This is a genomic window from Pseudoalteromonas ulvae UL12 (assembly GCF_014925405.1).
In the GTDB taxonomy this organism is placed as follows: Bacteria; Pseudomonadota; Gammaproteobacteria; order Enterobacterales; family Alteromonadaceae; genus Pseudoalteromonas; species Pseudoalteromonas ulvae.
Map to the genome: position 1 here is coordinate 147,665 of NZ_AQHJ01000029.1, position 18,544 is coordinate 166,208.

Here is an 18,544-nt window from a genome sequence, read left to right on the forward strand (position 1 = left end):
TGGTTTTTGCATGAAACTCAGAAAATAAAATTAGAGACCTAATTTTTTCTCTAAATAATGGATGTTAGTACCGCCATTTTGGAAGTTCTCGTCAGCCATAATCAGTTTGTGAAGATTGGTATTGGTTTTTATACCGTCAATCACAAGCTCATTGAGTGCATTTTTTGCACGGGCTATCGCCACATCGCGGTTTTCACCGTAAGTGATTAGTTTACCAATCATTGAGTCGTAATGAGGTGGCACAGTGTAATCAGCATAAATATGAGAATCCCAACGAATTCCTAAACCACCTGCAGGGTGGAAGCGAGTAATTTTACCCGGAGAAGGAATAAATGTTTCAGGATCTTCAGCATTAATTCGACATTCAATCGCATGACCACGGATCACAACATCATCTTGAGTGAAAGATAACGGTTGTCCCGCTGCAATTTTTAACTGCTCTTTGATTAAATCAACACCGGTGACCATTTCGGTTACTGGGTGCTCAACCTGAATACGGGTGTTCATTTCAATGAAGTAGAACTCACCATTTTCATATAAAAACTCAAACGTACCAGCACCACGGTAACCAATCTCGATACATGCACGGGTACAGCGTTCGCCGATAAATTTGCGCATTTCAGCAGTGATACCCGGAGCTGGCGCTTCTTCAACTACTTTTTGGTGACGACGTTGCATCGAACAATCACGTTCACCTAAATGAACGGCATTGCCTTGACCGTCAGCAAGTACTTGCACTTCGATATGACGTGGGTTTTCTAGGAATTTTTCCATGTAAACCATGCCATTACCAAAGAACTGTTTTGCTTCTTGTTGCGTTAATGCTATAGAATCAACCAGTTCAGCTTCGCTACGAACAACACGCATACCACGACCACCGCCGCCACCGGCAGCTTTAATAATGACCGGGTAACCAATGCGCTTAGCGATTTGAATGTTACGCTCATTATCAGCGGTTAATGGGCCGTCAGAGCCTGGAACACATGGAACACCGGCTTTGCGCATTGCTTCGATAGCGGCAACTTTATCACCCATAATACGGATGGTGTCACCACGAGGGCCGATAAAAATGAAACCACTTTTCTCGACTTGATCTGCAAAGTCTGCATTTTCAGATAAAAAACCATAACCTGGGTGAATCGCTACTGCATCTGTTACTTCTGCCGCTGCAATAATGCGCGGGATATCTAAGTAACTTTCAGAAGCAGCTGGTTTACCGATACAAATAGTTTCATCAGCTAAAAGTACGTGTTTTAAATCTCTATCAGCTGTAGAGTGAACCGCTACGGTTTTAATACCGAGCTCTTTACAGGCGCGCAATATACGAAGTGCTATTTCACCTCGATTTGCGATAACTACTTTATCTAACATAGAGTTGGCCTTCTAAACTTGCTCGATTATTCAATGATGAATAGCGGTTGATCAAATTCAATTGGATCTTCGTTATCAACCAAAATAGCTTTAACTACACCCGATTTGTCAGCGACGATTTGATTCATCATTTTCATCGCTTCGATGATGCATAATGTATCACCTACATTTACCGACGAACCGACTTCAACATATGATGCTGATTCAGGTGATGGCGAACGGTAGAAGGTACCAACCATTGGTGATTTTACGGTGTGGCCTGTTTCAACTGGAGCTGCTTCTACTGCAGCAGGAGCCGCGACAGAAGGCGCTGCTGGTGCAGGTGCTGCGTATTGTTGTTGAGGAGCAGCAAAAACTTGTGCGTTACTGAAGTTGCTACGATTGATGCGTACTGATTCTTCACCTTCAGTGATTTCTAATTCAGCAATACCTGATTCTTCAACAAGTTCGATTAATTTTTTTATTTTGCGAATATCCATTGAATACCCCGCCTTTGGGTTAGCAATTAATAATGTTAGTTTTGTAATTGGTTAACGGCAGCCGTTAGCGCCATTTGGTAACCCATTACTCCGAATCCGACAATGACACCTGAAGCAATATCCGAAAAATACGAATGATGTCTAAAGGCCTCACGTTTGTGCACATTGGATAAGTGCACTTCAATAAATGGTATTTCCACACTCAGTAACGCATCCCGAAGGGCTACACTGGTATGGGTGAAAGCTGCAGGGTTGATAATAATAAAATCAACTTGATGCCAAGCTGAATGAATTTTATCTATCAATAAATGCTCTGCATTACTTTGAAAGTGTTCTAACTCAACATTAAGCGTACTGGCTTGTTGAGTTAACAATGCCACAATATCCGCTAAGCTTTGTGAACCATAAGTTTGTGGCTCTCGTTTGCCTAGCATGTTTAAGTTTGGCCCATTAAGGACTAAAATCTTAGATTTTGTAGTCATTATTCGTGAACGTCCTCTAAAGTAAGCTGAATTAGCTTTTTTATATTTACAAAGCCTTAAACTAAGTTTTAAAGCAGTAAATAGCAACTTTTTTTCACTTTAGCGCACTATTATAGAGTGTTCGAAGAAAATAGCAGCAAAATACTGGTCTAATCAGACGTGAGGCATTTATAACAAAAAAGCGACTCAGTGAGTCGCTTTTTTGGTTTATAGGTTTTGCGAGCGCCGCAATTTTTCGAGGTGTTCACTAAAGTCAGTCGCATCTAAAAAGCCAGTGACTCTTTGTTCTGTAAGCTCGTTACCTTGTAAATCAAAAAATAAGATACTCGGTAGTCCAAACACAGTGAAGCGTTCCATAAACTCCATAGTGACTTCGTCAGATTCGGTTAAATCGGCTTTGAGTAACATGTAATGCTCGAACTCACCTTGCACTCTTTCGTCTGGGAACGTTTTATGTTCAAACTCTTTACAGGCGACACACCACTCGGCATACAGATCAAGCATTACTAGCTTATTTTCTTGTTGCGCGCGAGCAAGCATATTATCGAGTTCTGAAAGATTACTAACGTTAATAAACTCATTAGAGGCCGGGGCTGTTTGTAGCCCAGAGCTGGTTTTCACAACAGAAGAAGATGGAAATATCTGATTTTGCAAAACACTCAAGCCTATAAACGCGAGCACAAATGCACTGGTCCATAATATCGTTTTAGCTTTGGCTGACTGGGTTTGTATTTGCCAGTAGTAAAGATAAATAGCGGTAGCAAGGAGAAGTAATGCACCTAAAATTAAGATGATGTCGAATGCAACAATGCGCTCAAGTAAAATCAGCGGCACCATTAGCATGATAAAACCAAATAAAGTTTTAACTTGGTTCATCCAAGCGCCTGCTTTAGGCAGTAGTTTGCCACCAGATGTCCCCATCAGAAGTAGTGGCACACCCATACCTAAGCTCAATACATATAATGTCACCGCACCAAATACGTAATCGCCACTTTGTGCGACATAAAGTAAAGCAGCAGAAAGCGGTGCTGTGGTGCAAGGAGAGGCGATTAGGCCTGATAAGATGCCCATTAAAAACACCCCAACGTACTGGCCATTTTTTTGTTTGTTGCTCAGCTGGGTTAATCTTGTCATCCAAGATTCGGGCAATTTGATATCAAAAAAGCCAAACATTGAACACGCAAGCACGACAAACAAAACACTAAAGCTAATTAGTAAAATCGGGTGTTGAAGGTAACCGGTAATGTGCCCGCCTAATTTGGCGACAACAAGGCCAAGTGCTGCATAGGTTATTGCCATGCCTTGCACATAAATAAAGGACAGCATAAAGGCTTTTTTAGTTGATAATACGCCTGACTGGCCTGCGATTAAGCTCGATAAGATCGGGAACATAGGAAATACACAAGGTGTGAGTGCAAGACCAAGCCCTAATAGAAAAAATACAGCAAGATTGGTTAATAAGCTTTGATCAGCCAAGCGTTCTGTTAACGAAGAGTCAGTGCCTGAGGTTTTGTCTGCTTCGGCTTGTGAAGATGGCTCGCTGTTTGGCGAAGTTGCATAGCTCACTAATGGAATCGTGATAGTTTCGGGCGGGTAGCACAGCCCTGCTTCGGCACAGCCTTGATAGCGGATTTTTAAAACCGCCCCTTCTTTTATCTCGCTAAATTTCAGGACCGTGACAAACTCACCGAAATACACATCTGTTTTACCAAAGTATTCATCTTCAATCATTTCGCCTTCGGGTAACGTAGGTTCAATAAGTGTGGCTTCTTTGGCGACAAACTGAAGTTTTTGTTTGTAAAGATAATAGCCATCGGCAATATCAAACGCTAAGAAAAGTTGTTTTCCTTGTTGGTCAAAGTCGTGTTTGAATGCCTGATCGACTTTCAAAAAAACAGGTTGATTCGGTTTAATCAAATCGTCTAACACATTATTATTCGCTTGCGCGAAGCTGAGCCAAAAGAGGCTAATAAAAAGTACTATAAATCGCATTAACTGATTACCTTATCAATCCAGTTAAAATAGTCGGGATTACCAGCAATCACAGGCACCGCCTGAATTTCTGGTACGTCGTAGCTATGATGTAGCTTGATCGTACTGATGACATCATTTACTTTTTCTTGTTGTGTTTTTATCAGCAATTTACTTTCTACGCTTGTTTCAAATTCACCTTGCCATAGATAAAGTGATTCGACTTCAGGCAAAATATTGATACAAGCAGCAAGTTTTGTTTGCAATAAATGCATCGCGATTTTGCGTGCTTCATCTTGATTTGTACAGGTACAAAAAATCATACAGTATTGCGACACCTAAACACTCCGGTAATACGTCAAAGAAAATGAACTGGATTGCTCATTTATAACGTATTTTTAAATTGAATTCAGTAAATGTGCAGCAATCTGATTGAACTTATGCGCAATCTTTATCAGTCACGATACAATGCTATCACTTGAATTAAGACCTGAAGATCCCCATTTAACTTTCATATTTAGAAAAGAGAATCGTTATGTTCAAAGCCCTTTTTGTATTGTTTATTGTTATTCCGATTATTGAAATTGCATTATTACTGCAAGTGAGTGAGGTGATTGGGGGCTGGAGCACATTAGCACTGGTGGTTGCAACTGCATTTATCGGTGCGAAATTAGTTAAGCAACAAGGTGTCAGCGCGCTACAAAATGCACAGCTGCAAATGGCGCAAGGGCAAATGCCGGCCAATGAATTATTAGCGGGCATTTGTATAGTGATAGCAGGAGTGATGCTATTAACACCGGGTATCATGACGGATGTATTGGGTTTGTTGCTGCTAACACCGGCGGTGAGAAACAAACTAGCAGCACAATTGGCTAAAAATGCACAGATCAAAATGTCAGGCCAGTCACAAGGGTTTTATTATCAACAAACCTCGCAATCAAATCCTAGCGAGCCAAACACCTACGAAGCAGAAGAATTTAGAGAAGTACCAGAGCAACGACTCGAGTCAAAAGATGCGTTAGAGGGTGAGTATCAACGCAAAGAATAATTTTTAATTTTTTTACTTGGGATTTGTTCATTCAATCCCCATTTATGAAGTCATATTAAACCTTAGTTAATTTTTTCTGAAACAACAGAGATAGTTAGGAGAACAATCCAATGAATATTCGTCCTTTGCACGACCGTGTAATTGTTAAGCGCTTAGAAGAAGAAACTCGTTCTGCAGGCGGTATCGTACTTACAGGTTCTGCGGCTGAAAAATCGACCCGCGGTGAAGTGGTTGCTGTCGGTAATGGTCGCGTGTTAGAAAACGGCGAAGTCCGTGCGTTAGAAGTAAAAGCTGGCGACACCGTTTTATTTGGTTCTTATATCGAAAAGAATGAAAAAATTGAAGGTCAAGAATACTTGATCATGCGTGAAGACAACATCTTAGGCATTGTGGGTTAATTTAATCCAAGCCTGTTAACGTATTTAAATGTTTTTACGAAAATAAAGAATTTAGAGGAAATAAAAAATGGCAGCAAAAGAAGTTTTATTTGCAGGTGATGCACGCAGCAAGATGCTAGCGGGTGTTAACGTATTGGCTGATGCGGTAAAAGTAACGTTAGGTCCTAAAGGTCGTAACGTGGTAATAGACAAATCATTTGGCTCACCTGTTATCACTAAAGATGGTGTTTCAGTGGCAAAAGAAATTGAGCTAGCTGATAAGTTTGAGAACATGGGCGCGCAAATGGTGAAAGAAGTTGCTTCTAAAGCCAATGATGCCGCTGGTGATGGTACGACTACCGCGACTGTTCTTGCTCAATCTATTGTTAATGAAGGTTTAAAAGCAGTTGCTGCTGGCATGAACCCAATGGATTTAAAACGCGGTATTGATAAAGCGGTTATCGCAGCTGTTGCAGAATTAAAAGCTCTTTCTGTACCGTGTGCTGACGCTAAAGCGATTGCGCAAGTAGGCACCATTTCTGCGAACTCGGATACTGAAATCGGTGAAATCATTGCAACTGCAATGGAAAAAGTTGGCCGTGAGTCAGGCGTTATCACCGTTGAAGACGGTCAAGCACTTGAGACTGAGTTAGATGTAGTTGAAGGGATGCAATTTGATCGTGGATATTTATCTCCGTACTTCATCAACAATGCAGAAAAAGGTGTGGTTGAGCTAGATAACCCATTTATTCTTTTAGTTGATAAAAAAGTATCAAATATCCGTGAGCTATTACCAACACTTGAAGGGGTAGCAAAAGCAGGTAAGCCATTACTTATTATTGCTGAAGACCTTGAAGGCGAAGCGCTTGCAACACTTGTTGTGAATAACATGCGTGGTATCGTGAAAGTATCAGCTGTAAAAGCACCTGGTTTTGGTGATCGTCGTAAAGCTATGCTGCAAGACATTGCAGTATTAACTGGCGGTACAGTGATTTCTGAAGAAATCGGCCTAGAACTTGAAAAAGCAACATTAGAAGACTTAGGTACTGCTAAGCGCGTTGTGATCACTAAAGACGATACAACTATCATCGATGGTGCAGGCGAAGAAGAAGGCATCACAGGCCGTGTTGCTCAAATCAAAGCACAAATCGAAGAAGCGACATCAGATTACGACAAAGAAAAGCTTCAAGAGCGTATGGCGAAGCTTTCTGGTGGCGTAGCAGTGATCAAAGTAGGTGCTGCTACTGAAATCGAAATGAAAGAAAAGAAAGATCGCGTTGAAGATGCATTGCATGCAACGCGTGCAGCGGTTGAAGAAGGTGTTGTCCCTGGTGGTGGTGTTGCGCTTGTTCGTGCAGCGAGCAAATTAGCAGAGCTTCGTGGTGAAAACGAAGATCAAAACCACGGTATCAAAGTTGCACTTCGTGCAATGGAAGCACCACTTCGTCAAATCGTGACAAACGCAGGTGATGAAGCCTCTGTTGTTGTAAACAACGTCAAAGGTGGCGAAGGTAATTATGGTTATAACGCTGCAAGTGGCGAATATAACGATATGATCGAAATGGGTATCTTAGATCCAACAAAAGTAACCCGCTCAGCATTACAATTTGCAGCATCAATTGCGGGTCTGATGATTACGACAGAAGCCATGATTGCTGAAATCCCACAAGACGCCTCTACTGGTCCAGATATGGGCGGCATGGGTGGAATGGGCGGCATGGGTGGAATGATGTGATAATCACACGCTCATAGAAACGCATATTCATTTCATTGAAATATAAAAGCCCGAGCAGTGATGTTCGGGCTTTTTATATATAAAGTGTTGTTCTCTTATAGATCGAGTAGAAAAATCAATTCGATATGAGTTGAGCTTGAGGGGGATTTTATATCCACAGTTCTGGTTTATATCAACCTAATCTGAAACGAGAGCTGTTGTTTGAGTATTGTTGGAGGAGCTGATTTAGACGTCGGCTTTAGTGAGCAAGACTTGATTAGAAACTACTTGATGTAAATTTATAGAAAACCATAAAAAATCCACTAAAGCGGATTTTTTATGGTTTAAGTGAAGAGTGGTTTCTACTGCGGCTATTATTTAAAAATAAGCACCTAGAATGTTGAAGCCACATTCATTCGTGGTGTGCATGCATGGTGGTTCATTAAAATAGCTCTTCCTCTTCTTCTTTAGTTGGTTCAGGCTCACTTACTTCAAAGATAGTGTCATTAATAGGCTGTGCATATTGTGTTGGTACGGTCGATTTAGTGAAAAACTCAAAACCACTCGTGTGATCGGTTTTCTCACTTAACAGGCCTGTAGCGTGGTCAATTCTAACTGATACGAGGCCATCGGGCTGATAAACGGGTGCGCTAGGCATGCCTTGTAATGCTACTTCCATGAAAGCTAACCAAGCTGGTAGAGCTGTTTTTGCGCCTGATTCTCCACCAAAGGTTTGATCTTTTCCGAGATTGCTATTGTAGCTAGTTCGGCCAAGTGGGATGCCAGGGCTATCAAAACCGACCCAGGTTGTGGTTAAAAGGTTGCGATTAAACCCAGTAAACCAAGTATCCACAGCATCATTGGTGGTACCTGTTTTACCTGATAAATCATGGCGTTTGAGCTTTTGAATTCGCCAACCAGTGCCACGCCATGATGTTTTATGTTTCCAGCTACCACCTCCCCAAATAGCACTTTTCATTGCATCGGCAATTAAAAATGCATTTTGTGATGAGATAACGCGTGGTGCATATCTAAAGTTGGCGTTTTCATTGATCTCTTCATCGCTACACTGTGCGCATGCAATGGCCGGTTGTGCAACGACCAGTGTTTCATCATTCGCATCATGTATTTTTTCTATGAAATATGGATTGATAAGGTGCCCACCATTTGCAAAGGTCGCAATACCTGTTGCAAGCTCAAGTGGTGTGAGCGCCATGCTACCAAGTGCCAAAGATTCATTGCGCTGAATATCTTGCGGTTTAATGCCAAAATTAAGCAGGTAATCTGCAGTCTGGTGAAGACCCACGCCCCTTAACAATCGTACAGAAATGACGTTTTTTGATTCGGCAAGTGCACGCCTAACTAAAATTGGCCCGATATAGATTTCAGGACTATTTTTTGGCCGCCATGCCGTACCATTACTTTTGTCCCATTTATTGATTGGAGCATCATTGACAATGCTAGCTAAGGTATAGCCATTCTCTAGCGCAGCTGAATAGATAAAAGGTTTTATATTTGAGCCCACTTGGCGCTTAGCTTGTGTGGCTCGATTGTATTGGCTTTGCTCGAAACTGTAGCCGCCAACAATGGCCTCAATGGCACCATCTTGCGGGTTTAATGAAACAAGCGCACCGGATACTTGCGGAATTTGCGACAATTGATATTGACCGGTTTGAAGTGGTTTTAGCCAAACAAATGCACCTGGGTGTAAAATATCCGAGGTTGTAGAAGGAGCTGAACCTTGTTTTTTATTACGTAAATAAGGACGAGCCCACTTTAAGCCATCCCAATCGATAGTGACAAATTGACCGTCTTTGAGCAAAGCGGTCATGCTTTGTTCAAATGTTTCGGTAACTACCGCCGCTTTTAGATCATTGATTTCTTGCTTATCGGTAAGAAAGTCTAAAATATCGCTTGGCAGCCAACTATTGTCAGTTTCTGAATTCCATAAGTATTGTTCTGGGCCGCGGTAACCATGGCGTACATCATAACGTTCTAAGTTTTCAATGACCGCTTTTTCGGCTGCCATTTGGGTGGTCGAATGAACCGTAGTATAAACGCGGAATCCTTTATTATAAGCGTCTTCAATACCGTATAAGCGAACCATTTCAGCTCGCACCATTTCTGATATATAAGGAGCGGATACTTCAATTTCAGCACCATGAAACTTGGCTGTAATTGGTTCTTGGATGGTTTTTTTGAAAAGATCTTCAGTAATGTATTTTTCGTCTAACATTCGCGCTAAAACGATATTGCGACGTTTTTTAGCTCTTTGCGGATGACGAATAGGATTTAAAGCTGAAGGGGCTTGCAAAAGACCTGCGATCATTGCGTGTTGCGCAAGTGTTAATTCACTAATGTCTTTACCATAATAAACTTGTGCAGCAGCACCGGCACCAAAAGCACGGTTGCCAAACTCCATTTTATTTAAATACAGAGTCAGAATTTCATCTTTTGTCAAAAGTTGTTCTATATGAAGCGCGATAAAAATTTCTTTTATTTTGCGTATATAGGCTTTTTCTCGAGTTAAGAAGAAGCCACGCGCGACCTGCATGGTTAAAGTACTAGCGCCTTGTTTTTTCTCTCCTGTTGATATAACAACAATAGCGGAGCGTAAAATACCAATTGGATCGATGCCCGGGTGGTCATAAAAACGGCTATCTTCCGTTGCGATGAGTGCATTGACGAGATCTTGCGGGATTTGTTCGCGCGTTAATGGGATACGGCGTTTCTCGCCGAATTGATTGATTAGCTTGCCATCTTTACTGAAAACTAACAGTGGAGATTGCAGCTGTACATCTTTTAAAACCTGGACACTTGGAATGTCAGATTTGACGTAATAGTAAAGTGAAACGATCCCTAAAATACCGACAACGGTACAAATGATAAGAAAACGTAAAATGTTTTTAAATAAAGTCACTTAAATATCCTTCAACAGACTCCCATTTAGGTTTTAACACTGGTAGTATATCCTGATTAAAAAATGAATAAAATTTTTTCGCTAGATTTTATAAAGTTATTATAATTATAAAAAAATAGGGATAGCGTTAGGGTTATGTTAACAAATCTAATAAAAAAGCCAGTTGTATGGATGGTAGGGATCGATATTGGTTCACATTCTGTAAAAGCTGTCTTACTCAGCCAAAAAGATGCGCATATGCGTCTTGAGGCGATAGCAATTGAGCCTATGCCTAAAGGTGCGATGGTTGAGCGATCAATTCAAGATATCGAAGCTGTCTCACGTGTAATTAGCAAAATTCGCAAAAAAATGCCTAAAAGTGTTCAGCAGGCAGCTGTAGCTGTGTCTGGCCAAACGGTAATCACCAAAGTTATTTTTATGGATGTGGCGCTTTCTGATGCTGAGCTCGAATCCCAAATCGAAATTGAAGCCGATAGTCTTATTCCTTACCCGTTAGATGAAGTCAGTTTGGATTTCGAAAAGCTTCATATTAATGAAGCGGATCCATCGAAAGTAAATGTACTTCTTTCGGCTGCGCGAACTGAAAGTATTGAAGCGCGAGTGGGTGCTATTGATGGCGGTGGGTTTATGCCTAAAGTTGTTGATGTTGAAGCGTATGCACTTAGTCGTACCATTGATCTTTGCTATTCGTCACTACCTGATGATGCACCAGCTAAAACGGTGGCTTTCATTGATGTAGGTGCGGCCATGACGCTAATTAGCGTGGTACAAAATGGCGAAACAGTTTACACACGTGACCAAGTGTTTGGTGGTGAGCAATACACTAATACTATCGTTTCTTATTACAACAAAAGCTTTGATGAAGCTGAGTTAGCAAAAATAAGCGGCGATTTGCCCCCTAACTATACGTTTGAAGTATTAGCGCCATTCCAAACTGCGTTTTTACAACAAGTCAGACGCGCAGTCCAAATGTTTTTAACAACCAGTGGTAAAGACCAAATAGATTACATTGTGCTCTCTGGTGGGACATCATTGATTCGTGGCCTTGATAAATTACTCGTAGATGAGTTAGGTATCCATTCAATTATTATTGATCCTTTTAATCAAATGGAGCTAGCTCCTGGTATTGATAGAGAGCAATTAGAGAAACAAAAGGCGCAATTGGCTGTCGCGACAGGCTTAGCGTTAAGGAGCTTTTCATCATGCCACATATAAATCTCTTACCGTGGCGTGAAGAGTCACGAAAAGAAGCGCAAAAGCAATTTCTGTCTATTTTGTTTTTGATTACGTTAGTGTCATTTGGCTCGATGTTTGTGATCAGTATGGTCTACGGTTCTATGAAAGAAGGCCAAAATGTCCGAAACAATTTCTTATCCGCAGAAATTGTGGTTCTTGATAAGCGTATTGCTGAGATTAAAGAGCTTGATAAAAAGAAAGAAAGCCTTCAGCAACGCATGCGATTAATCGAAGAATTACAAAGTAGCCGAAACTTGGGTACGCAAATTATGGATGAATTGGCCAAAATGGTTCCATCAGGCGTTTACCTTACAAGTTTAGAGCGTCGTGATAGAGCTCTACAGATTATAGGTAAAAGTGAATCTAACAACCGTCTGTCATCTATGTTACGTCAGTTAGAAAACTCATATTTATTTGAAAGACCTGTCATGCAAGACATCACCGCTGCAGAGCAACAATCTCGCCTATTGAGTGATTTTAATATGCAGTTTAGTGTTAAACCATTTGAGCAAATTGGTGAGGGCGACAAATGAAAATAGATTTAAACGCCCTTAATGAAATTGATCTGAGTGAATTGGATCTTGAGAATATTGGTTCGTGGCCGCTTGTTGTTAAGATTATAACGGGTATTATTACCGCCGCTGCCGTGTCGCTGTTAACCTACAATTTGTTAGTTTCAGGTGAAATTGAAGGATATGACAGAGCGTTAGAGAAAGAAGAAGAGCTTCGAACCACTTTTAGAGTCAAATATGCTGTGGCGAGTAATTTAGAAATCTATAAGCAGCAAATGATTGAAATGGAAGATAAGTTCTCTCAATTGCTAAAGCGCTTACCGACATCGAATGAAACACCAGGTCTACTTGATGACTTATCTTATGTTGGAACCACCAGTGGTTTAACATTTAACAAGATTGGTTGGTTACCTGAGATTGAAAAAGAATTTTACACTGAATTACCTATTAAGATTGAAGTGGTGGGTAGTTATCATGAATTTGGCGAGTTTGTCAGTAAGGTTGCACAGCTTCCTCGTATTGTGAGCCTTCATGACTTCAGTATAAAATCGAACGGTGATGAGCGACTACAATTTAGTGTTGTAGCGAAGACTTATCGCTATGAGGAGACACAATAATGAAAAAAATCATGTATATTGTGTTACCTTTAGTGTTAACAGGTTGTTTTGATGATATCACTGAGCAACAAGAATTTATTAATCAAGTACGTGCGGGAACAAAAGCAAAAGTAGAGCCTATCCCAGAAATAACTAAATTTGAGCATTTCTCTTATAATGCTCAAGAGTTGCGAAGCCCGTTTGTGGCTCCAAAGCCTGAGGTTATTCAAGATAATTTGCTACAAGTGCAAAACTGCCTGCACCCAGATCCAAAACGTAAAAAGGAACCATTGGAAGGTTATCCACTTGATAACATCGCGATGAAAGGGACTTTGGGCAGCGGGATAAACACTTGGGCATTGATAACTGCTTCTGATGATACCTTGTACCGAGTGACTCGTGGTAATTACATGGGCTTATATCACGGTCGAGTATTACAAGTTAAAAGTAGTTATATCGAATTATTAGAAATGATACCTGATGGTGCAGGATGTTGGAAAGAACGCCTGACAAAAGTAGAAATAGTGGAGGCGGGCAATGCATCCCAATAATAAAATAGGGCTTAATTATATGCACAAGGGAATAACTAAGTTGAATAAACGACTATCAGCAATAATCTCATTATTGTTTTTACTGATGGCCACTTCAGCAAGTGCCGTGCCTTTGTTATACGATGTACGATACAACCCGCTATTAGAAGGCGAAACAGAAATTGAATTTGTGTTCGATGAAGAAATTTATATTGAACCAAAAATTCAGGTTTTCAGTGAACCAGCTCGTATCGAGTTATTTTTTGATGAAGCTGACTATGAAGAGAATTTAACCGAAGTATTGATTAATAAAGCTGGTGTTAAACGCGTCACTCATGAATTTCAAAATGACGGCTTCAAAGTTACAATTTACTTAGACCATCTTAAGATTTATCAGACGCGTACAGATAAAAACTTGTTTTACTTACACGTTTCCGATAACCCAACACAAGATGTCGCCGAAACAGCTTCTATTGATGATTCGCAAACGTACATTAATAAAATCCAAGCTGTTGATTTTCGCCGTGGCGAAAAAGGTGAAGCGCGTATTTTGATTTTCATGCAAGAAAATATGGCTGCGATTGATGTGAGTGAACAAGCTGGCAAAGTAGTGGCTGTTTTTCACAACACTGACATTCTTGATGATCTTCTTTATCAATTAGATGTAATGGATTATGGCACTGTTGTAAGTACGATCGAAACGTTTAAAGATGGTGCTAATAGCCGCATCGTTATTGATACTACAAGTGAATTTGATTACAACTATCAACAATTAGATAATATTTTTACATTAACAGTTGAGAAAGATACATCTAAAAAGAGCTTCCTAGGTGATGGTAAAAATTACCAAGGCAAGCCTATGTCGCTTAATTTCCAAGATATTTCGATCCGCTCAGTCTTGCAAATAATCGCAGATCTAAATGGCTTTAACCTAGTAACCAGTGATTCTGTTTCAGGTAATGTCACATTAAGACTTGATGGTGTGCCTTGGGATCAAGCCCTAGATATCGTCTTACGTGTTAAAGGTTTAGATAAGCGTATGGATGGCTCAATCTTAATGGTTGCCCCAACAGAAGAATTAGCCGCAAGAGAAGCGAAAGAATTACAAGCTAAGCAAGCTGTCGAAGACTTAGAGCCTCTTTATAGTGAGTATATACAGCTGAACTATGCAAAAGCTGAAGAGTTCTCTGGTTTGCTTACATCACAAGGTAATTCAATTATTTCGGCTCGAGGAGCGGTTTCTGTAGACCCTCGTACAAATACTTTATTAATTAAAGATACAGCAAAGAGCATTGAAAACGTTCGTCGTATGGTTGAGACTCTCGATGTAGCCGTGAAGCAAGTAGTTATTGAGTCAAGAATGGTGACTGTTCGTGACAATGTCCAAGAAGACTTGGGGATTCGTTGGGGATTTAGTGATCAGCAAATGACCGATGGTATTGCAGGTACGATTACTGGAGCAGAGAAAATATCAAAAGGGATTATTCCTTCATTAACTGAGCGTTTAAATGTAAATCTACCTGTTAGTAGTCCTGCGGGAAGTATTGGTATGCACGTTGCTAAATTAGCTGACGGCACATTAATTGACTTGGAACTATCAGCTTTAGAGCAAGAAAATAAAGCTGAAATTATTGCAAGCCCACGTATTACTACAGCCAATCAGAAAAAAGCAAGAATTGAACAAGGTACAGAAATTCCGTATGTTCAAGCTGCTTCAAGTGGTGCAACAACGGTAGAATTTAAAAAGGCTGTATTAAGCTTGGAAGTAACGCCGCATATTACTCCGGACAACAAAGTTATCTTAGACTTAGTTATCACTCAGGATACGCGTGGCGATACAGTACAAACCCCAACGGGCCCTGCGGTTGCAATTGATACGCAGCAAATTCAGACGCAAGTATTGGTCGAAAATGGTCAAACGGTCGTGTTAGGTGGGATCTATCAGCAGCAAATAGTCAGTAGTACGAAGAAAGTACCTCTGTTAGGTGATATTCCTTACCTTGGTACCTTGTTTAAGTCGACAAGCGAACTAAACGAGAAAAAAGAACTACTTATCTTCGTTACACCAAAGATTTTAAAAGACTAACGAAAAATAAAAAGGCCCATATGGGCCTTTTTATTTCATTTCACTTGAAATACCTATTCGAATACTGAGATAATCAGCCCCTTAATTTTTGGGGCCAGCTCAGTAGGCGGGGTTTATTTTAAATTTTAGAGTTCGATTGTACTAAACAGATATGGCTGAAAAACGTAATATATTTCTAGTGGGTCCAATGGGTGCAGGTAAAAGCACTATAGGTCGTCATTTAGCAGAGCAACTACACCTCGAATTTTTCGACTCTGATCAAGAGATCGAACGTCGCACAGGTGCAGATATTGCTTGGGTTTTCGACATCGAAGGTGAAGAAGGTTTTCGACGTCGTGAAGAAACTGTAATTTCTGATTTAACTGAAATGCAAGGTATAGTTCTGGCAACTGGCGGTGGTTCAGTTATCAGTAAAGATGTCCGCAATAAGTTATCAGCACGTGGTATTGTAGTTTACCTGGAAACTCCAATCGAAAAACAAGTCGCTCGTACTCAAAGAGATAAAAAACGTCCTTTGTTACAAACAGAGGAAGATCCGAGAGAAGTGCTCGAGCGATTGTCAGAAGAACGTGTTCCTTTATATGAAGAGGTTTCTGATATTGTTGTTCGCACAGACGAACAAAGTGCAAAAGTAGTTGCAAATCAAATTATTGAAAAACTCGATTTTTAAGAGTTAAAGGAGAGGTACGCTTATGCTTGAATTGACCGTTAATTTAGATGAGCGTAGTTATCCAATCTATATTGGCCCCGGAATTTATCAGTCCGGGGTTAACCTTCCTGAGTTTATACGAACCAACAGACCGATTATTGTCACAAATGATGTGGTCGCACCTTTGTATCTTGATACACTTTTAGAGCAACTAGCTCCATTTAACCCCTTGCATATAATTTTACCTGATGGTGAACAGCATAAAAATCTTGCGTCTTTTGAATTAGTATCAGCATTTTTGCTGGAGAACAATTGTGGACGAGATACATGCTTAATAGCATTAGGCGGAGGAGTTATCGGTGATTTAACGGGATTTGTTGCTGCCTGTTATCAACGCGGGGTTCCGTTTATTCAAATCCCAACGACTTTACTATCTCAGGTTGATTCATCTGTTGGCGGTAAAACAGCAGTCAATCATCCATTAGGTAAAAACATGATTGGGGCTTTTTATCAACCAGACATGGTTTTGATTGATACGCTTAGCCTATCGACCTTACCTGCCCGTGAATTTGCTGCGGGAATGGCTGAAGTGATTAAGTACGGCTTGATTTATGATACTGAGTTATTTGAGTATTTGGAACAAAATGTCTCTACATTGAAGGCGCTTGATAATGACGCTTTACAACATGTGATATACCGCTGTTGTGAAATTAAAGCCTTGATTGTCGCTGAAGATGAGAAAGAGCAGGGTGTGAGAGCTCAATTGAACCTAGGGCATACTTTTGGTCATGCTATCGAAGCTGAGATGGGGTATGGGCAATGGCTTCATGGAGAAGCTGTCGCGGCAGGGATGATGATGGCCTGTCAGCTAAGCGAGAAACGTGGAAAGTTAAACTTAGACGAAGTAATCCGAGTCCAGCGTTTGTTGGAAAGCTTTAATTTACCAACTTCGTTTCCCATTGAAGTGAGCTATGATGCATTCATCAAGCATATGAAAAAAGATAAAAAGAATAAACAAGGCACTATTCGCTTTATTTTGCCTAAATGTTTTGGACAATGTGAACTTGTCTCGGACGTTACTTTGGATGAGCTTCAGGATCTGATATCTCCAAATGCAAGCTAAGATCCTACCTAGTCGTCAGGCATTGGTAGATCGCATCGAGCTTCAATATGAGTATGGTCAACCAATCATATGTTTACTCGGCCAGTCAGGTATTGGCAAAAGTTATTTACTTGAATCTTTTGTATCAGAAAAATATCAAAACCATATAAAATCATATGTTCAACTAACGGCTAAAATGACCGATCTCTCGGTTATGAATTCAGTACTTGAGCAATGCTTTTCTTCACCTTTAATCGATCAAGCACTTAGTTTTTCAGAAAATTTTGACGAGCTATTTCGAGTGGACGAAAGTAAGAGCATTTTGATCGTGCTTGATAACGTTCATCATTGCAGTGACTTGTTATTAAGTGAATTTGAGTTGGTTGCCAAGCAGTATTCTCAATTCGTTAAGCTTTTATTAGCAGCAAATAAACCAACATCACTCAGTACAATTACTAATATACATTTAGAACCTATTAGTTCAGATGAAAGTCGACAATTTTTAGCTATGTATTATGACGAGTTACCACACCGTTATGATCCAGTTTTTTTAAGCTTTCTAGAGTCCGCACATGGCAACCCCACGTTGTTGCTTGCGTGGCAAGATTTTCAAAATCAACAGATTGAGAATGACAGTTCATCGAAAAAGCACCTTTATGTAATGCTGATTGCTTTACTATCGGTTGTTTTGATCGTTATCTCAGTATCGCTTTATGTTTTTGTATTTAACAAACAACAGCCTGTTTTACCGAAACCGAATACTCCAAATTCAAATCCCACCTCGTTAGCATTATCGACTGATAAATTGACCGTCCGTTCAGATTCGAATGAAGAAATGGCGAATAACCAATCAGAGGTGCAACAAGCAAGTGTAAGCGAAGTAACTGAACAGTTACAATCAGGTACAAGAATATTGAATAATCAGCAGGATCCTCAGGTGGAGGAGAATGAGCTGCAGGATAAAAGCTCGACTCAGGCGATCTTAAGTGATCTTATGGTTGTTAAGCCAAAACCTACTGAAATACTCAACACTGAAGAAATACCCAGTAGCGAAATAGAGGTCGCATCGACTCCTAAAATTGAAAATGCTTCGACAGAACCAGAACCAGAACCAGAACCAGAACCAGAACCAGAATCAAGGCTGGCTGTTGGATATGATAATCAGTGGTTTATAGAAAAAGATCAACAACTAGTGATGCTGCAATTAATTGCGGTGAGCGATGAAGAAACATTACAGCAGTTTATAATGAATCACTCTCTCAATCAGGTTAGAATATATCAAACACAACGAAACAACGCACCTTGGTGGGTCGTTACTATTGGTCCGTACCAAAATATCGCGCAGAGTCAACAAGCTAAGTCGCAGCTAGAAGCTAGCTTACTAGCCTTAGCTCCCTTTTCAAAAACGATAAAAACTATACAAGCAGAAATTGCTCGTATTCAGCCTAACGATAAAAAGACTGTTAATTAA

The 18,544-nt window shown here is 40.3% G+C and carries 17 protein-coding genes; 11 read left to right on the forward strand and 6 right to left on the reverse strand.

Annotation, left to right across the window (positions count from 1 at the left end; all coding sequences use genetic code 11):
- Window positions 1-30: 30 nt before the first annotated feature.
- The 5 genes from accC to cutA form a co-directional block, all read right to left on the reverse strand.
- The gene (gene accC / locus PULV_RS13100; protein WP_086744760.1) at window positions 31-1,371 is read right to left on the reverse strand and encodes an acetyl-CoA carboxylase biotin carboxylase subunit; all 1,341 of its coding nucleotides are present in this window, start codon (window positions 1,369-1,371) and stop codon (window positions 31-33) included.
- A 26-nt stretch (window positions 1,372-1,397) separates the two neighbouring features.
- Entirely contained in the window at window positions 1,398-1,850 is a 453-nt protein-coding gene (gene accB, locus PULV_RS13105) for an acetyl-CoA carboxylase biotin carboxyl carrier protein (RefSeq protein WP_086744759.1), read from the reverse strand.
- A gap of 35 nt (window positions 1,851-1,885) precedes the next feature.
- Window positions 1,886-2,332, reverse strand: a complete 447-nt coding sequence (aroQ, locus tag PULV_RS13110; RefSeq protein ID WP_086744758.1) for a type II 3-dehydroquinate dehydratase — start codon at window positions 2,330-2,332, stop codon at window positions 1,886-1,888.
- A 207-nt stretch (window positions 2,333-2,539) separates the two neighbouring features.
- On the reverse strand, window positions 2,540-4,324 hold the full coding sequence (locus tag PULV_RS13115) for a protein-disulfide reductase DsbD (protein WP_193331948.1): 1,785 nt from the start codon (window positions 4,322-4,324) through the stop codon (window positions 2,540-2,542).
- The gene (cutA, locus tag PULV_RS13120; protein ID WP_193331949.1) at window positions 4,324-4,626 is read right to left on the reverse strand and encodes a divalent-cation tolerance protein CutA; all 303 of its coding nucleotides are present in this window, start codon (window positions 4,624-4,626) and stop codon (window positions 4,324-4,326) included. Before cutA ends, PULV_RS13115 begins: the two co-directional genes overlap by 1 nt.
- Before the next feature lie 212 nt (window positions 4,627-4,838).
- Between cutA and PULV_RS13125 the strand changes: the two genes are divergently transcribed.
- The 3 genes from PULV_RS13125 to groL all read left to right on the forward strand — a co-directional run bounded on the left by PULV_RS13125 (window position 4,839) and on the right by groL (window position 7,463).
- The gene (locus PULV_RS13125; protein ID WP_193331950.1) at window positions 4,839-5,351 is read left to right on the forward strand and encodes an FxsA family protein; all 513 of its coding nucleotides are present in this window, start codon (window positions 4,839-4,841) and stop codon (window positions 5,349-5,351) included.
- Between the two features lie 110 nt (window positions 5,352-5,461).
- Window positions 5,462-5,749: a co-chaperone GroES gene (locus PULV_RS13130; RefSeq protein ID WP_086744754.1), complete on the forward strand. Its 288-nt coding sequence runs from the start codon at window positions 5,462-5,464 to the stop codon at window positions 5,747-5,749.
- A 67-nt stretch (window positions 5,750-5,816) separates the two neighbouring features.
- Window positions 5,817-7,463, forward strand: coding sequence for a chaperonin GroEL (gene groL, locus PULV_RS13135; protein WP_086744753.1), 1,647 nt, complete (start codon window positions 5,817-5,819; stop codon window positions 7,461-7,463).
- 421 nt (window positions 7,464-7,884) lie between these two features.
- Here the strand turns inward: groL and PULV_RS13140 are convergent, their stop codons facing one another.
- A complete protein-coding gene (locus tag PULV_RS13140) occupies window positions 7,885-10,362 on the reverse strand; it encodes a penicillin-binding protein 1A (RefSeq protein WP_193331951.1) in 2,478 nt (825 codons plus the stop codon).
- 135 nt (window positions 10,363-10,497) lie between these two features.
- Between PULV_RS13140 and PULV_RS13145 the strand changes: the two genes are divergently transcribed.
- The 8 genes from PULV_RS13145 to PULV_RS13180 all read left to right on the forward strand — a co-directional run bounded on the left by PULV_RS13145 (window position 10,498) and on the right by PULV_RS13180 (window position 18,544).
- Entirely contained in the window at window positions 10,498-11,577 is a 1,080-nt protein-coding gene (locus tag PULV_RS13145; protein WP_086744751.1) for a pilus assembly protein PilM, read from the forward strand.
- A complete protein-coding gene (locus PULV_RS13150) occupies window positions 11,565-12,131 on the forward strand; it encodes a PilN domain-containing protein (RefSeq protein WP_086744750.1) in 567 nt (188 codons plus the stop codon). The genes PULV_RS13145 and PULV_RS13150 overlap by 13 nt, the downstream gene beginning before the upstream one ends.
- Window positions 12,128-12,727, forward strand: a complete 600-nt coding sequence (locus tag PULV_RS13155; protein WP_193331952.1) for a type IV pilus inner membrane component PilO — start codon at window positions 12,128-12,130, stop codon at window positions 12,725-12,727. The genes PULV_RS13150 and PULV_RS13155 overlap by 4 nt, the downstream gene beginning before the upstream one ends.
- Window positions 12,727-13,257 carry a pilus assembly protein PilP gene (locus tag PULV_RS13160; RefSeq protein ID WP_086744748.1) on the forward strand — a complete coding sequence of 177 codons (531 nt, stop codon included), beginning with the start codon at window positions 12,727-12,729 and terminating at the stop codon, window positions 13,255-13,257. The genes PULV_RS13155 and PULV_RS13160 overlap by 1 nt, the downstream gene beginning before the upstream one ends.
- 19 nt (window positions 13,258-13,276) lie before the next feature.
- Window positions 13,277-15,322: a type IV pilus secretin PilQ gene (locus tag PULV_RS13165; protein WP_086744891.1), complete on the forward strand. Its 2,046-nt coding sequence runs from the start codon at window positions 13,277-13,279 to the stop codon at window positions 15,320-15,322.
- Between the two features lie 151 nt (window positions 15,323-15,473).
- Window positions 15,474-15,992 carry a shikimate kinase AroK gene (gene aroK, locus PULV_RS13170; protein ID WP_086744747.1) on the forward strand — a complete coding sequence of 173 codons (519 nt, stop codon included), beginning with the start codon at window positions 15,474-15,476 and terminating at the stop codon, window positions 15,990-15,992.
- A gap of 22 nt (window positions 15,993-16,014) precedes the next feature.
- Window positions 16,015-17,094, forward strand: coding sequence for a 3-dehydroquinate synthase (aroB, locus tag PULV_RS13175; protein WP_193331953.1), 1,080 nt, complete (start codon window positions 16,015-16,017; stop codon window positions 17,092-17,094).
- A complete protein-coding gene (locus tag PULV_RS13180) occupies window positions 17,084-18,544 on the forward strand; it encodes an SPOR domain-containing protein (RefSeq protein WP_193331954.1) in 1,461 nt (486 codons plus the stop codon). Before aroB ends, PULV_RS13180 begins: the two co-directional genes overlap by 11 nt.

What these genes read in the sequence shown, in the direction of transcription:
- accC (WP_086744760.1), bottom strand. Translation starts at nt 1,371, where the DNA reads ATGTTAGATAAAGTAGTTATCGCAAATCGAGGTGAAATAGCACTTCGT.
- accB (WP_086744759.1), bottom strand. Translation starts at nt 1,850, where the DNA reads ATGGATATTCGCAAAATAAAAAAATTAATCGAACTTGTTGAAGAATCA.
- aroQ (WP_086744758.1), bottom strand. Translation starts at nt 2,332, where the DNA reads ATGACTACAAAATCTAAGATTTTAGTCCTTAATGGGCCAAACTTAAAC.
- PULV_RS13115 (WP_193331948.1), bottom strand. Translation starts at nt 4,324, where the DNA reads ATGCGATTTATAGTACTTTTTATTAGCCTCTTTTGGCTCAGCTTCGCG.
- cutA (WP_193331949.1), bottom strand. Translation starts at nt 4,626, where the DNA reads ATGATTTTTTGTACCTGTACAAATCAAGATGAAGCACGCAAAATCGCG.
- PULV_RS13125 (WP_193331950.1), top strand. Translation starts at nt 4,839, where the DNA reads ATGTTCAAAGCCCTTTTTGTATTGTTTATTGTTATTCCGATTATTGAA.
- PULV_RS13130 (WP_086744754.1), top strand. Translation starts at nt 5,462, where the DNA reads ATGAATATTCGTCCTTTGCACGACCGTGTAATTGTTAAGCGCTTAGAA.
- groL (WP_086744753.1), top strand. Translation starts at nt 5,817, where the DNA reads ATGGCAGCAAAAGAAGTTTTATTTGCAGGTGATGCACGCAGCAAGATG.
- PULV_RS13145 (WP_086744751.1), top strand. Translation starts at nt 10,498, where the DNA reads ATGTTAACAAATCTAATAAAAAAGCCAGTTGTATGGATGGTAGGGATC.
- PULV_RS13150 (WP_086744750.1), top strand. Translation starts at nt 11,565, where the DNA reads ATGCCACATATAAATCTCTTACCGTGGCGTGAAGAGTCACGAAAAGAA.
- PULV_RS13155 (WP_193331952.1), top strand. Translation starts at nt 12,128, where the DNA reads ATGAAAATAGATTTAAACGCCCTTAATGAAATTGATCTGAGTGAATTG.
- PULV_RS13160 (WP_086744748.1), top strand. Translation starts at nt 12,727, where the DNA reads ATGAAAAAAATCATGTATATTGTGTTACCTTTAGTGTTAACAGGTTGT.
- PULV_RS13165 (WP_086744891.1), top strand. Translation starts at nt 13,277, where the DNA reads ATGCACAAGGGAATAACTAAGTTGAATAAACGACTATCAGCAATAATC.
- aroK (WP_086744747.1), top strand. Translation starts at nt 15,474, where the DNA reads ATGGCTGAAAAACGTAATATATTTCTAGTGGGTCCAATGGGTGCAGGT.
- aroB (WP_193331953.1), top strand. Translation starts at nt 16,015, where the DNA reads ATGCTTGAATTGACCGTTAATTTAGATGAGCGTAGTTATCCAATCTAT.
- PULV_RS13180 (WP_193331954.1), top strand. Translation starts at nt 17,084, where the DNA reads ATGCAAGCTAAGATCCTACCTAGTCGTCAGGCATTGGTAGATCGCATC.